Source organism: Lacisediminihabitans sp. FW035 (genome assembly GCF_054880895.1).
Genome location: NZ_CM142187.1, coordinates 2247486 through 2260534, shown reverse-complemented (window position 1 = coordinate 2260534; position 13049 = coordinate 2247486). Strand labels below are relative to the sequence as shown.

Below are 13049 nucleotides of genomic sequence, written 5' to 3'. Positions count from 1 at the left end.
GGGGATGCCGAAGAACGAAACCGAGGCCGGTGGCGTACCTGATCAAACGGCACCGGCCTCGTCCGTTGAGGATCACGACCACCCGAAGATCGAGCTCCTCTGCCCTGGTCTGCCAAGGTGACCCGCCTAAGAGGGGATCGGATCGGTGACCCGGGGCGCTCGCACGTGCGCATTGTGCGAGAAACATGCCGCCAGGGTCTGGGGGAGCTGGCCCCCAGTGTAGACCTTTTGCCCCTCCACCAACAGGTCTGTCGACACATTCGTGTCCCCCGATTAGCACACCCGATAGCGCGCTGTGACCTGCCGGCAGCCCCTTGCAATCGCAGGATGCCCGGTCCACCATGCACCATGGACCCGTGCTCGTAGTGAAGGAGACCCCATGGCAGACAGCTCTCAGGCAGGACCCACGGTATTCGTGCTGTTCGGGGCCACCGGCGATCTCGCGAAGCGCATGGTGATACCGGCGTTCTACCAATTGGCGATGCACGACCTCCTGCCGCAGAAGTGGCTCCTCGTGGGCAATGGCCGCGGCGAGGCCTCCCATGAGGACTTCCGGCAGCATGTGAGCGAGGTTCTCGCCGAGTTCGGGCCGAAACCCGAAGAAGGGCCCTGGAGGGACTTCAGCGCCAATCTCCGCTTCGCCGGCGGCGGATTCGAGAAGTCCGATCCGGGATCGCTCCTCGATGTGCTTGCTGAAGCGAAAGCCGAGCTGGGGGACGAGGCACAGTTCATCCACTATCTCGCCATCCCGCCGACCGCCTTCCTGAAGGTCACCGAGGGACTCGGCGAGCACGACCTCGCCACCGGATCGCGGGTCGTCTACGAGAAGCCCTTCGGCACTTCCCCTGAGAACTTCCGTGAGCTGGACGATGCGGTGCACCGGGTACTCGAGGAACACCAGGTCTTCCGAATCGACCACTTCCTCGGCAAGGAGGGCACGCAGAACCTGCATGCCCTTCGCTTCGGCAACGGGCTCTTCGATGGCGCCTGGGACCGCGAGCACATCCGGGCGGTGCAGATAGACGTACCGGAGACACTCGACATCGACGACCGGGCGGAGTTCTATGACGCGACGGGTGCCTTCCTCGACATGATCGTGACCCATCTGTTCCAGGTGGCCGCCGAGATCGCGATGGAGCCTCCGCTGTCCATGAAGGCCGACGACCTGCAGTCGGCGAGAGAATCCGTGATCGCAGCGTTCCGGCCTCTGTCGCGTGAGGAGGTCGTCTTCGGGCAATTCGAGGGTTACACCGATACCGAGGGAGTCTCGGCGGACTCTTCTACAGACACCTTCGTGGCCGCGCGCCTTTGGATCGACACCGACCGGTGGCGGGGTGTGCCGTTCCTCCTGCGCACGGGCAAGCAGCTCGCCGAGGGAGCTCAGCAGGTGAGCATCATCTTCCGCAAGCCAGCCGACGGACCGCTCAGCCACGACACTCCGACGGTCGGCAACGTACTCACCGTTACCCTCGAGGGATCGGGTGCGATCGACCTCCGCGTCGTCGTGAAGGAACCCGGCCCGGAGTTCGAGCTCGCCACCGGCACCACCGCCCTCCCGTTGGCCGACGTGGAGCATGCGGACCCGCTTCCGCCCTACGTGAAGCTGATCAACGACGTGGTTCTCGGAGACCGCTCGCTCTACACGCGCCCGGATGGCCTCGGTCACGCCTGGGACGTGGTCGCGCCCATCCTCGCCGATCCGCCCGCCGTGCTCCCTTACGCCCGCGGATCGTGGGGACCGGATGCCGCGGCGAAGCTGGCGGAACCGGACGGCTGGCTACTCGGCCAATAGCGCGAAGGGCCAGTAGCGCGAGGGGCTAGTCGCCGCGCGAGATGGTGCCGGCGATGACCTGGAGTTCGGCCTCGTCCACGGCAATCCCCGCGTCGAAGAGTCGGAGCCGCAGATCGGTGATCAGGTCTCCCTGCGGACGGAGGGCGAGATCCGCTGCCACCTGACGGGCGAGGCCCGCTATCTTCTGCTCGCGGGTCGCGTCGTCGCTTCCGTCTTGCACGGGCTCGCTCAGTTCACCGGCGTCAGTCATGCGGTCCACTTCCTCTGGGGTCTCCTCCAGCGTATCGGCAGCGGATGTGGTCACGATCCGCCCAGGGCTACGCTGGTGCGCACAACCGCGGCCACTATTCGTGACGAAGGAGTCCCGACGCCGAAGATCAGTCCGTTCCTCTGGCAGAAGCTGACCGCCGATGGGGGAGAACCGAGTCGGTGAGGCTGGCTCACAGACCGCTTCGGGCTGACCTGGCAGGTCGTGCCAGAGACGCTCGGCGACCTGATCAGCGGTCCGGACCCCGAGGGGGCGTCGCGTGCCATGCAGGCGATGATGGGCATGTCCAAGCTCGATATCGCCGTGCTGCAGGCCGCCTATGACGGGTGAGGGACGACGCGCACCGGAATTCCTCATCCTGCTCGAAGCTGATGCCCTACCCCTGCATAGCTGACGCATAGGCGGCAGGACTGTGCTGTTGTCAGCCCGACGAACGAGTCGGTCGAAGGGACGCCAGCCATCATGAGCATCAACGAATCCGAACCGTATCCTCTGGTCGAGCCCGAGCAGAGCCCGCCGTCCGGCGAGCCGCCGGTGAGTGCCGTCGCCGCTCCGCGCCGCAAGTGGCGGCCCCGTTCGGTCGTGATCGCGGCCTCCGTTGGCGCGTTGGTGATCGCGTGCGGGGCCACCGGCATCGCCGCGACCGCCCGGGTCATCTCACTGCAGGGGGAGGCCTCTTCGTCGTCGAGCTCCCCGGGGACGAACGCGACGCTGTTGCCCCAGCGCGGGTCATCCGGAGCCATGTCTCGTGCCACCGAGACCACGAGCGCGACGCCGGCCACCGCGGCCCAGTCGGTGGGAATCGTCGTGATCGACACCGTGCTCAAGTACGAGGGCGCCGAAGCGGCGGGCACGGGAATCGTCCTCACCTCGGGCGGCGAGATCCTCACCAACAACCACGTGATCGACGGCGCCACCAGCATCTCGGTCACGGTCATCAGCACCGGCAAGACGTACACCGCGGATGTCGTCGGTACCGATGCGACGAGCGACATCGCGGTGCTGAAGCTCGAGGGAGCGACGGGCCTCACAACCGCAACCCTCGACAGCAATTCCGCGGTAGCCGTCTCGGACGCCGTCACTGCCGTCGGCAACGCGGGAGGTACCGGATCGCTCGTTGCGGCCGCCGGCACCGTCACTGCGGTCGACCAGACCATCACCGCCGCGGGGGAGTCGGGGAGCGACGCCGAGACCCTCAACGGCCTCATCGAGACCGATGCGGATGTCGTGTCAGGGGATTCCGGTGGCCCGCTCTACGACGCCGACGGCGAGGTCGTCGGCATCGATACCGCGGCGTCGAGCGGCTCGGCCAGGGTCACCGGCTACGCCATCCCGATCGCCACGGCACTCGCAGTCGCCACGCAGATCGAGGCCGGGGTCGAAACCGACCAGATCACCATCGGCTACCCGGCCTTCCTCGGGGTCGCGATCGCGCAGGCCACGGGTACCGCTGCCGGTGCCACGATCTCGGGGGTCGTCGCGGGAACGCCCGCGGAGTCCGCCGGGCTCGTCGCCGGTGACACCATCACCACCGTGAACGGCGCCGCGATCACCTCGGGATCCCAACTCAGCTCTCTGCTCGGCAGTCACGAGCCCGGCGACACGGTCACCCTCGGCTGGACGGATGCTGCGGGAGCCGCGCACACCGCCACTGTCACCCTCATCGAAGGGGCGGCGGACTGACCCGCGACCGACCGGCACGCAGATCGGCCGGCCCCGGCAACGAGGGCTGGCCGTTCTGCCCAAGTGGTGGCGGCGGCTACAGCGGATCGGTGAGGGACAGCTCCCAGACCGCGAGACCGTGCAGGTTGCGACTGAGGGCGAGGGCTCGGCGCTCCGAGAGCGAGCGGGAGTCGGACCACCAGACGACAGTGTCATCCGGAAGAGTCGCCGTCCACTCCGCTTCGGTCGGGTCCCAGCGGGCGAGGTCGCCGGCGAGGGTGCGGGAGTCGTCGTCGCTCAACTGTTTGCCATCCGTGCCGTTTCCCGGCCACGAGTACCCGTAGCCCGCTACACCGAGGTCGATATGGGCAGAGGGCACACCTGCCGCGATGAGCGCGTCGAGAGAGGTGGTGGCCCAGGGGAGCCCGCCGACCGGCCCTGGCTTCGAGAACGAGGAACCGTGCTGGTCGTAGGCCATCAGAACGACCCGGGAGAGCAGCGGCGTCAACTGCGCGAAATCGTAACCCGCACTGCGATAGCGGCCGGGGGAACTCTCCGCCATCACGGCCATCGAGACGGACTTCGGGGCGCCGAGCGAGTCGTGCAGCTGGGTCGTGAATGCCGCGAGTCCGGCCGAGTGATCCTCCGACAGCGATTCCAGGTCGATCTGCACCCCATCGAAACCGGCGGTCGTCACCAGCGCGACGAGCTCGGTGATCACCGAGTTGCGGTGGTCGGAGTTCCCCAGCAGTGCGGTCGCGATCTTCGCCGAGAAGTCGTCGGTCGCAGAGTCGTAGTTGCTGACGAGCAGTTCAGCGGTCAACCCGCGAGCGTGGGCGGCCGTCACCAGCGCCGCGGCGCTCTCGGGCAGTTTCGACACGTGGTCGCCGGCAGCGGAGAGCACCACACCGTCGATTCCGATCGTCGTGAGGGCGTGGGCGTCCCGGTCGAGCGCGTTCGCATTGGCCGTGTCCGGCACCACGTACAGCTCGGTGGGGATGGCTGGTGTGGTGGCCGTGGCGGTCGGAGTCGTGTCTGGTGTTGCCGCTTCGGCGGCGCATCCGCTCAACAGGAACAGCGACGCGACGAGTGCGACCGAGGAGAGGATCCGACTGTTCACACCCACTCCGTTCGCTCGCGATCGACCCCTGCGGCCTCGATCCAGAGTAGACGGGTGACCCGACGGGAGCGAACCGGCCCGCCGTGCGAGCCTCTGCGGTGCGTCCGGGTTCTCAGCTCCGCGACGGAAGCTGCTGGATCGACCAGGTATTGCCATCCGGATCGGAGAAGTAGACGAAACGGCCCCATTCGAGATCGATCACCGGTGCCACCTCGACACCGCGTTCGACCAACTGGTCATGGGCCGCATCGGCATCTGCGACGACCATCTGCAGGCCGCGCTGTGCTCCGGGGGTCATGTCGGTGAGGCCGGTGCCGAGATAGACCGAGCAGGCCGATCCGGGCGGGGTCAGTTGCACGAACCGCAGCGTATCGTTCACCTGCCGGTCGAAGTCGGCGACGAATCCGACCTTGTCGACATAGAAAGCCTTCGCGCGATCGACATCGGTGACCGGGATGGTGACGAGCTCGATCTTCCAGTCCATTTCAGTACCTTTCCCTCGAGGCGTTTCCTACGGAACGACTTCAGGCTAGGAGCACCCACCGACTCATTCCTCGCCGATGTCCTCGTTCCAGAGAGCAGGATGCTCGAGGGTGAACGCCGTCATCATCGCGATGAGGCCCGGGTCGTTGATCACGCTCAGCTGCACGCCGTTCTCGGCGAGCCAATCCTGTCCGCCGAGGAAGGTCTGGTCGTCGCCGACCACGACCCGGCCGATTCCGAACTGGCGCACGAGACCCGAGCAATACCAGCACGGAGACAGCGTGGTGACCATGACGGTGTCGCGGTAGCCGCGTTGCCGCCCGGCATTGTGGAACGCGTTGGTCTCGGCATGCATCGCGGCATCGTCATCCTGCACCCGGCGGTTGTGTCCGCTGCCGAGCAGCGTTCCATCGGCGGAGAAGAGGGCCGCGCCGATCGGGATGCCGCCTTCCGACGCTCCGAGCGCGGCCTCCGCCGTGGCGACCTCGAGCTTCTCGGCATCCGTCGCGTAGATCTGCCCGACAATCCCCGCGCTCATGCGGTGGGGCCTGACGCTTCCGCCGTGGATACCACGGCGGCAGCGTCTTCGCCGGGCGCGCCGACCGTGGGCTTCAGCACGCGGAACAGCACCAAGTACGACGCCGCTGCAATGACGAGCCCGACGATCGCCGTGTAGTCGCCGATGCCGTTGAAGTCGGTCGCGGTCAGAGACTGAGCCACGAAGAGGCCGTGGAAGAACGACTGGTTCGAGAACAGAAGCACCGAGATGACGAGGCCGAGGAGGAAAGCGATCACGCCGGCCGCGTTGCGGTAGCGCGTGCTGTCCGCGACGATCGAGCGGATCTCTGTGCCGCGCCGCAGGTAGCGGTCGACGAGCACGACTCCGAGCCACGGGGCGATCCAGTAGGCGATGACGAGCAGGAAGTTCTCATAGTCCACACTGAGCGTCGCATTGAGCACAGCGCTCAGGGCGATGAAGAACCCGATCACGCCGAAGCCCAACGCGATGATCGCGCGCCGGAGAGCGAACCGGATCTTGATACCGGCCGCGAGGAAAGACATCGCGCCGGAGTAGATGTTCAGTGCGTTCGCGGCGATGGCCCCGATCGTGATGGCGACGAGGGTGAGGTCGCGGATGACGGTCGGCATGCTCGCCGTGAATGAATCCGTCGGGCTTCCCGGGTTGAACCCGGCAATCGTCGCCGCTGCCGCACCCGCCGCCATGAGCACGATGCACGAGATGAAGTTGCCGAGGCCCGCGGCCCACGCGATGGTCGAGCGCCTGGTCGCTGCCGGGAGGTAACGGCTGTAGTCGGAGGCGTAGGGATTCCAGCCGGCCGCGTAGCCGAACGCAGCGCCGGCGGCGAGAGTGAATCCCGCGATGCTGAAGTTGCCTCCCTTCTGCACCACACCGAAGTCCGCGTGCAGGAAGATCGTGACCGTCGCCACGATGAATATCGCCCCGAGCACGTAGCTCGAGTAGCGCTCGAACAGCTGCACCAGGTCGTGCCCGATGAAGGCCACCGCCACCTCGATCACGACCACGATCACCAGAGCGAGGGCGACGGGCATGCCGGTGAGCGTCGCCAGCGCGAATGCGCCGCTCACGGAGTTGACCGCGAACCAGCCCAGTCCGGCCATGATGGTGTTGATGGCGGCGGGCAGGATGTTGCCCCGGTATCCGAACGCCGTTCGACTCAGCACCATCTGTGCCAGTCCCTCCCGCGGCCCCCAGGTGGAGAGGATGCCCTGGGTCACGGCTCCCGCAGCCGTTCCGAGCACCAGAGCGAGCATCGCCTGCCAGAAGCCGAGGCCGAAGAATGCCACGGCGATCACGCCGACGAAAATCGTGGCGAATTCGAGGTTGGGTGCGGTCCAGGTGGTGAAGAGCTGCCAAGGGGACCCGTGGCGACGTTCGGCGGTGATCGCTTCGATGCCGCCGGGTTCGATGGAGGTGCCGCGCACGGGGGTCGGCGACATGGGCATCGCAGTCTCTGTCATGCCCGAATACTAAAGACGTCCGGTTGTCGCGCGCTGGCGTCCCGGAAGAATGTCACACGCTGTTAACACGGCGTGAGTTCATTCCTCCACACCACGCCCGCGCAACTTCTCCAGGTCTCGTCGCTCACGTTTGGTGGGTCGCCCCGCCCCGCGGTCCCGCTTCACCGTGACCGCCACCTCCTCCCTCGGCGGAGGTGGGGGAGTCAGGTCGACGAGGCATTCCGCGGCGATGACGGCACCGACGCGCTTGGCTACGAGGCGGGCGACCCGCACGGTGCGTTCGAGATCGGTGGTGCGTAGCCGCACCTCATCACCGATGCGTACGGGCTGCGCGGCCTTCGCCCGTTCACCGTTCACCTGCACATGGCCGGCACGACAGGCCGCCGTCGCCGCCGAGCGGGTTTTCGCCAGACGCACCGCCCAGATCCAGCTGTCGACACGCGTGCTCGACGGGGCATCCATCGTCCGACTCTAGGCCTTGGGAATGAGGGGCTCAGGCGTCGGCAAGGGCACCCTTCCAGCTGACGAGGCCGCGCACGGTCTCGCTGGGGTCATCCGCCAGTCGTGCCATCACGTCGGCTGGCACGAAGAAGTTGACCGCGAGGAAACCGCGCACCCTCTCGGACGGGTCGTCGGCGAGCGATCGAAGCACGTCGCAGGGCGCGGTCTCGTTGCGGGCGACGCACGCGCGCACCCCCTCGTCACTGTCACCGGCGAGTGCCACGAAGAGGTCTTCCGGGGTGTTGTAACTGCTGGCTGCGCTCTCGCGGATCTTGGGGTTGGCATCCGCCGCGAGCAGGCGAAGCCGTCGGATCTTGCTCTCGGTCACCGGGGGAGCCGGGTGAAGGGCTGCGGCTTCCTCGCTCGTGAGCATCACCGGTCGGTGGTCACGCATGGCCTGGCGCTGGGCGGGGGTATTGAAGCGGATGCACGACATGACCGACACGTTACCGACAGCCCCCGTTTGACACGCCGGAACACCCCGCAGATCATCGAACACCCAGTGCTGCTCAGCTGACGGCCCGTTCAAGACGCCGGCGGGGAAACCACGGGATGCTCGGGGAGGTGGTGCGCTGGTATTCGGCGTATTCCGGATATTTGGCGAGGCTGAGGCTCTCGGTGAAGATCGTCGAGCCGACGAAGAGCGCCGTAAGCAGCACGGTGCCGAGCACCGTCCACTGCAGCACCGAACCCGCTGCGACCGCCCCGAAGAAGAAGAGCGTCCACCACTGCGCCTGTTCGAAGAAGAAATTCGGATGCCGCGAGTACCGGAACAGTCCGCTCTGCAGGAATCGCGGCCGGGGTTCGCGTCCCGCTGCCACCTCGGCTTTCTTCCCCTGGTGGAAGTTCCACTGCTGCTGGTCTGCGACCGTCTCGCCCGCCAGGAAGGCAAGGAAGAGGATGCCGAGAGCCACGTCGACCGCGCCGAACCGGGCGCCGCGATTGTCGAACGCAGTGAGCGCGGGAAGGGTGATGGCCACCAGCAGGAGGTTCTGGTAGATCACGATGAAGAATAGGTTGAAGAGGGCGAACCTTCGGGTCGACATCCGGGATCGCAGCACCGCCCAGCGATAGTCCTCTCCGCCCGTGTAGCCGCCCTTCCGGGCGAAATTCGCGGTGAGCCTCGCGCCCCACAGGGTCACGAGTACAGCCATGAGGTCGAGCCGGGGGTCCTGCAGCCCGGCCGCTCCGGCGAAGATCCAGAGGTAGATCACCGGCAGCACCGACCAGAGGCGGTCGACCCAGGAGTTGTCTCCCGTGAGCATCGAGGCGACCTGCGCGAACACGCAGGCTGCGACGAACACGAGGGCGACGAGAACCAACGGTGCCATGGTGGGAATCCTAACCTCGCCCCGCCCGCGGTTAGACTTTGGCGCGTGGAACCCCAGCAGAGTCACCCGGTGAGTTCCCGGATCGTCACGATCCCGAACGTGCTGAGCTTCGTCCGCTTGCTTCTCGTGCCGGTGTTCCTCGTGCTCATCGTGCGCGGAGAAGACGGGCTCGCCCTGCTCGTGCTCGTGATCTCGAGCATCACAGACTTCCTCGACGGCGTCATCGCCCGCAAACTCAACCAGGTCACTCGACTCGGCCAGCTGCTCGACCCTGCAGCGGATCGACTCTTCATCTTCACCGCCCTCATCGGGCTCGCGGTACGCGGGGTCATCCCGTGGTGGCTCGTCATCGTGATCGTCGGCCGCGACGTCATGCTCGCGATTCTCGGCGTCACTCTCGCGAATTTCGGATACGGCCCGCTGCCCGTGCATCACCTCGGAAAGGTGGCCACGTTCTGCCTGTTCTACGCGCTTCCGATCCTGATGATCGGTCAGGCGTTCCCTGTCGTCGCCTGGATCACCGTGCCGTTCGGCTGGGCATTCGCGCTCTGGGGGGCATTCCTGTATTGGTGGGCTGGCATCATTTATCTGCGTGAGACCGTGCGCGTCACAAGAATCCCGCGACCCGGCGAGGTCATCGAATCGGATACGCTGGGTCGCTAGCAAGGGTCGTCCCTCGATGACGACCGACACACGCCGCTCGTGAGAGCTCGGCGAATATTGGAGGTGCGAGATGGTCGACCCGGGCAACCAGGATGACGCTGCAGAGGATCGGCCACGGGACACCGACACCACCCTCCACCTGACCACGGACTTCGAGGCGCAGCTCGCTGCGCTCGAAGGTGAGGTCTCACCGGAGGAGAAGTCGGCCATCGCCGCCCTTCCCTCCGGCTCCGCGCTGCTCGTCGTGCGCCGCGGCCCCAACACGGGTGCCCGCTTCCTTCTCGACGCCGATGTCACGACCGCAGGACGGCATCCGGATGCGGACATCCTCCTCGACGACGTGACCGTCTCGAGACGCCACACCGAGTTCCTCCGCCACGGCACCGCGTTCGAGATCAAGGATCTCGGCTCGCTCAACGGCACCTATTTCGACGGCGTGCGTATCGACACCGCGCTGCTTCGCGACGGGGCGGAGGTGCAGGTCGGAAAGTTCCGCCTCACCTTCTACGCCTCCCGACTGGATCTCGCGCACCAGGCGAGCAAGTAGTGCCCCGCGCGTCCGCCCAGGCCCGCGTGCCTGGCGCTGCTCCGCTGCTCAGTATCGGCCAGGTGCTCGCGCGCCTCACCGCGGAGTTCCCCGATCTCACGCCCTCGAAACTCCGCTTCCTCGAGGAACGGCAGCTCATCTCTCCGGCCCGCACCGAATCCGGGTACCGCAAGTTCTCGCCGAGCGACCTCGACCGCCTGCGGTTCGTGCTCACGATGCAGCGCGACCACTACCTCCCGCTCAAGGTGATCCGCGGCTACCTCGACGAACTGGATGCCGGCCGGCCGCCCGCACTGCCCGGCGGTTCCACGTTCGCCTCGCCTTCCATCCTCTCGGCGGAGCGACGGATGCCGCGAGACGAGCTCATCCGTGAGGCCGGGGCAACCCCGCAGCTGCTTAACGACGCCGTGTCCTCCTCTCTGGTCGCTCCTGCCGACCTGTACGGCGAGGAGGCCCTCGCCGTACTCACCTCCCTCGTGGAGTTGCAGCGCTCGGGCATCGAGCCGCGACACCTGCGTGGATTCCGTGCGGCCGCCGAACGTGAGCTCGGTCTCATCGAGAGCGCCCTGATCCCGGTGGCGCGACGAAAAGACGCGTCGAGCCGGGCCAAGGCGGGCGAACTCGCGCGCGAGATCGCCGGGCAGCTCGAGATCGTGCGGTCGAGCCTGATTCGCTCGGCGCTCTCGCGCCTCGACCCCTAAGCTGAAGACCCCGATCTTCGACGTCGAGAGTGCAATCTCACCGACACGCCGACACCTCGGATCGCTAATTCGGCCCAACCGGGTGGTCCTCTCGGTAACGTGGGTCGAGACAGAAGTATCAACCACTCCTTGAGAGTTGAGGGTGGTCGACAACAGGTGGAAGGCAGTCAGATGAGTGAGCTCAGTACCCGTAACGAGGATTCTCGTTACGACCTCGGACTGCTCTTCACCGACGGCCTTCCCGACCTCGACGACACCGCCGGCTATCGCGGGGCGGTCGCCGCGCGCGCTGCGGGCATCAGCTACCGTCAGCTGGACTACTGGGCCCGTACCGAGCTCGTCGAGCCGACCGTACGCGGTGCCGCCGGATCCGGCTCGCAGCGCCTCTACGGCTTCCGCGACATCCTCGTCCTCAAGCTCGTCAAGCGCCTCCTCGACACCGGGATCTCACTGCAGCAGATCCGCACTGCGGTCAACCAGCTGCGCGAGGCGGGAGTGAGCGACCTCGCCCAGACCACGCTGATGAGCGACGGCGCGAGCGTCTACCTGTGTACCTCCAACGACGAGGTCATCGACCTGGTCAGCCGCGGGCAGGGTGTCTTCGGAATCGCCGTCGGCAAGGTACTTCGCGAGGTGGAGAACAGTCTGGTCGAGCTCGACTCCGACCGCCCGGATGTCGCGGACGAGCTCGCCGCCCGTCGCGCGACCCGCGCCTCCTAGGCCGAGAGCCTTCGGAGCTCAACCCGCATCATCGCGGTCAATCCGCGCGTCGTCAGCCGTGCGCGCGCCGTCCCGTGTCTGAGCGAAATCTGCCCAATCCCTGAGCTCGACGGTTGCAAATGCAGGACTGAGTGTGACGCCAGTGGCGGATGAGGCTCACTGGCAACATCCGTCACAGGAAATCCTGCATTTCGCGCCGGGGTGACTGCATTTCGCGCCGGGGTGACGGCATCTCGCGCCCGAGGGCATCTCGCGCCGGGGGGAGTTTATTTCGCACGGGGCGAGGGCATTTCGCGCAGGGAAAGGGCTGTGCTGAAACCCGACGCCGACCGGGATGGATGTCGCGTAGCCGGTGCGACCCGGATCGCGGATCGCCGTGCGGGCTACGCCGTGACCGCGTACTCGCCGATCTTGGCGGTGCGAAGAACCCGGTCAAGCAGCAGGTCGAAGTTGTGAGCCATCTCTTGAGCGCTCTCGCCCGGCCACACGTGCAGGGGCTTCGCTGCTCCCTGCGCCTGCTGGAGGGAGGTACGTTCGGGCAGCTGGGGGCTGAGCACCAGCGGGCCGAACATGTCGCGGAGCTCCTTGATACGGAACTGGTGCTCGAGGGACTGCACCCGTGCACGGTTGACGATGATTCCGAGGGGCTGCAGCCGGGGGGAGAGGCCACGACGAATCTCCTCGATCGCCCGGAGGGCACGGTCGGCAGCGGCGACGGAGAACAGGCCCGGTTCGGTCACGACGGTCACGCGATCCGACGCCGCCCAGGCGGTGCGGGTGAGCGCGTTCAGCGAGGGGGCGCAATCGATGAGCACGAGGTCATAGTCCGCCTCGACATTGGAGAGTGCCTCTTCGAGCTTCCAGATGTCTTTAATGCTCGGGTGCGGGCCATCGAAGTTGATCGCGGCCGGGCTGCCGATCATCACGTCGATTTTGCCGGGGCGCCCCTTGGTCCAACCGCTCGGAGCGATCGCGGCCCGCACGATCTTCTCCTTCGGCGATGCGAGAACATCGGCCACGTTGAGGTGACCGGCGACATTGATGTCCATTCCGGTCGAGACATCGGACTGGGGATCGAGGTCCACGACTAAGGTTCGCAACCCCTTCGAGAAGGCCGCAGAGGCCAGCCCGAGCGTCACTGTAGTCTTTCCGACCCCACCCTTGAGAGAGCTGACGCTGAGTACATGCACGAGGGACCACGATACCTTCACTAGTCTTAAAGAACCTAAATCTTGGCTGCCCGCACAGCGCCTTGACGGG

Annotated in this window: 16 protein-coding genes; 7 read left to right on the top strand and 9 right to left on the bottom strand. The window is 66.4% G+C overall.

Going from position 1 to position 13049, the window contains the following annotated elements; genetic code table 11:
- The first annotated feature begins 379 nt into the window (after positions 1–379).
- Positions 380–1792: a glucose-6-phosphate dehydrogenase gene (locus tag ACVXZ4_RS10815; protein ID WP_461794854.1), complete on the top strand. Its 1413-nt coding sequence runs from the start codon at positions 380–382 to the stop codon at positions 1790–1792.
- 25 nt (positions 1793–1817) lie between these two features.
- Here the strand turns inward: ACVXZ4_RS10815 and ACVXZ4_RS10810 are convergent, their stop codons facing one another.
- Positions 1818–2042, bottom strand: coding sequence for a hypothetical protein (locus tag ACVXZ4_RS10810; RefSeq protein WP_461794853.1), 225 nt, complete (start codon positions 2040–2042; stop codon positions 1818–1820).
- A gap of 222 nt (positions 2043–2264) precedes the next feature.
- Between ACVXZ4_RS10810 and ACVXZ4_RS10805 the strand changes: the two genes are divergently transcribed.
- Entirely contained in the window at positions 2265–2390 is a 126-nt protein-coding gene (locus tag ACVXZ4_RS10805) for a hypothetical protein (protein WP_461794852.1), read from the top strand.
- Between the two features lie 132 nt (positions 2391–2522).
- The gene (locus ACVXZ4_RS10800; protein WP_461794851.1) at positions 2523–3743 is read left to right on the top strand and encodes a S1C family serine protease; all 1221 of its coding nucleotides are present in this window, start codon (positions 2523–2525) and stop codon (positions 3741–3743) included.
- Positions 3744–3819: 76 nt separating this feature from the next.
- On the opposite strand, the gene ACVXZ4_RS10795 is transcribed toward ACVXZ4_RS10800, so the two are convergent.
- From ACVXZ4_RS10795 to ACVXZ4_RS10765, 7 genes are all read right to left on the bottom strand, one after another.
- Positions 3820–4842: a glycosyl hydrolase family 18 protein gene (locus tag ACVXZ4_RS10795; RefSeq protein WP_461794850.1), complete on the bottom strand. Its 1023-nt coding sequence runs from the start codon at positions 4840–4842 to the stop codon at positions 3820–3822.
- A gap of 112 nt (positions 4843–4954) precedes the next feature.
- A complete protein-coding gene (locus ACVXZ4_RS10790; RefSeq protein ID WP_461794849.1) occupies positions 4955–5326 on the bottom strand; it encodes a glyoxalase superfamily protein in 372 nt (123 codons plus the stop codon).
- A gap of 63 nt (positions 5327–5389) precedes the next feature.
- On the bottom strand, positions 5390–5863 hold the full coding sequence (locus ACVXZ4_RS10785) for a nucleoside deaminase (RefSeq protein WP_461794848.1): 474 nt from the start codon (positions 5861–5863) through the stop codon (positions 5390–5392).
- Positions 5860–7326 (bottom strand): purine-cytosine permease family protein, encoded by a 1467-nt coding sequence (locus tag ACVXZ4_RS10780; RefSeq protein WP_461794847.1) that lies wholly within the window; start codon positions 7324–7326, stop codon positions 5860–5862. The genes ACVXZ4_RS10785 and ACVXZ4_RS10780 overlap by 4 nt, the downstream gene beginning before the upstream one ends.
- Positions 7327–7404: 78 nt before the next feature.
- Positions 7405–7788, bottom strand: a complete 384-nt coding sequence (locus ACVXZ4_RS10775; protein ID WP_461794846.1) for an RNA-binding S4 domain-containing protein — start codon at positions 7786–7788, stop codon at positions 7405–7407.
- A 31-nt stretch (positions 7789–7819) separates the two neighbouring features.
- Complete coding sequence (locus ACVXZ4_RS10770) at positions 7820–8263, bottom strand: hypothetical protein (RefSeq protein WP_461794845.1); 444 nt, start codon at positions 8261–8263, stop codon at positions 7820–7822.
- A gap of 73 nt (positions 8264–8336) precedes the next feature.
- Entirely contained in the window at positions 8337–9158 is an 822-nt protein-coding gene (locus ACVXZ4_RS10765; protein WP_461794844.1) for a DUF1295 domain-containing protein, read from the bottom strand.
- A 45-nt stretch (positions 9159–9203) separates the two neighbouring features.
- On the opposite strand from ACVXZ4_RS10765, the gene ACVXZ4_RS10760 reads away from it, so the two are divergent.
- The 4 genes from ACVXZ4_RS10760 (at position 9204) to ACVXZ4_RS10745 (ending at position 11789) form a co-directional block, all read left to right on the top strand.
- Complete coding sequence (locus ACVXZ4_RS10760) at positions 9204–9821, top strand: CDP-alcohol phosphatidyltransferase family protein (RefSeq protein WP_461794843.1); 618 nt, start codon at positions 9204–9206, stop codon at positions 9819–9821.
- A 70-nt stretch (positions 9822–9891) separates the two neighbouring features.
- Positions 9892–10368 (top strand): FHA domain-containing protein, encoded by a 477-nt coding sequence (locus ACVXZ4_RS10755; RefSeq protein WP_461794842.1) that lies wholly within the window; start codon positions 9892–9894, stop codon positions 10366–10368.
- On the top strand, positions 10368–11069 hold the full coding sequence (ftsR, locus tag ACVXZ4_RS10750) for a transcriptional regulator FtsR (RefSeq protein WP_461794841.1): 702 nt from the start codon (positions 10368–10370) through the stop codon (positions 11067–11069). The genes ACVXZ4_RS10755 and ftsR overlap by 1 nt, the downstream gene beginning before the upstream one ends.
- 171 nt (positions 11070–11240) lie before the next feature.
- Positions 11241–11789, top strand: a complete 549-nt coding sequence (locus ACVXZ4_RS10745; protein ID WP_461794840.1) for a MerR family transcriptional regulator — start codon at positions 11241–11243, stop codon at positions 11787–11789.
- A gap of 383 nt (positions 11790–12172) precedes the next feature.
- Here ACVXZ4_RS10745 and ACVXZ4_RS10740 read toward each other — a convergent pair whose 3' ends face one another.
- Positions 12173–12979, bottom strand: coding sequence for a ParA family protein (locus tag ACVXZ4_RS10740; protein WP_461797962.1), 807 nt, complete (start codon positions 12977–12979; stop codon positions 12173–12175).
- Positions 12980–13049 lie beyond the last annotated feature (70 nt).

What these genes read in the sequence shown, in the direction of transcription:
- ACVXZ4_RS10785 (WP_461794848.1), bottom strand. Translation starts at nt 5,863, where the DNA reads ATGAGCGCGGGGATTGTCGGGCAGATCTACGCGACGGATGCCGAGAAG.
- ACVXZ4_RS10780 (WP_461794847.1), bottom strand. Translation starts at nt 7,326, where the DNA reads ATGACAGAGACTGCGATGCCCATGTCGCCGACCCCCGTGCGCGGCACC.
- ACVXZ4_RS10755 (WP_461794842.1), top strand. Translation starts at nt 9,892, where the DNA reads ATGGTCGACCCGGGCAACCAGGATGACGCTGCAGAGGATCGGCCACGG.
- ACVXZ4_RS10745 (WP_461794840.1), top strand. Translation starts at nt 11,241, where the DNA reads ATGAGTGAGCTCAGTACCCGTAACGAGGATTCTCGTTACGACCTCGGA.
- ACVXZ4_RS10765 (WP_461794844.1), bottom strand. Translation starts at nt 9,158, where the DNA reads ATGGCACCGTTGGTTCTCGTCGCCCTCGTGTTCGTCGCAGCCTGCGTG.
- ACVXZ4_RS10815 (WP_461794854.1), top strand. Translation starts at nt 380, where the DNA reads ATGGCAGACAGCTCTCAGGCAGGACCCACGGTATTCGTGCTGTTCGGG.
- ACVXZ4_RS10770 (WP_461794845.1), bottom strand. Translation starts at nt 8,263, where the DNA reads ATGTCGTGCATCCGCTTCAATACCCCCGCCCAGCGCCAGGCCATGCGT.
- ACVXZ4_RS10810 (WP_461794853.1), bottom strand. Translation starts at nt 2,042, where the DNA reads ATGACTGACGCCGGTGAACTGAGCGAGCCCGTGCAAGACGGAAGCGAC.
- ACVXZ4_RS10800 (WP_461794851.1), top strand. Translation starts at nt 2,523, where the DNA reads ATGAGCATCAACGAATCCGAACCGTATCCTCTGGTCGAGCCCGAGCAG.
- ACVXZ4_RS10790 (WP_461794849.1), bottom strand. Translation starts at nt 5,326, where the DNA reads ATGGACTGGAAGATCGAGCTCGTCACCATCCCGGTCACCGATGTCGAT.
- ACVXZ4_RS10775 (WP_461794846.1), bottom strand. Translation starts at nt 7,788, where the DNA reads ATGGATGCCCCGTCGAGCACGCGTGTCGACAGCTGGATCTGGGCGGTG.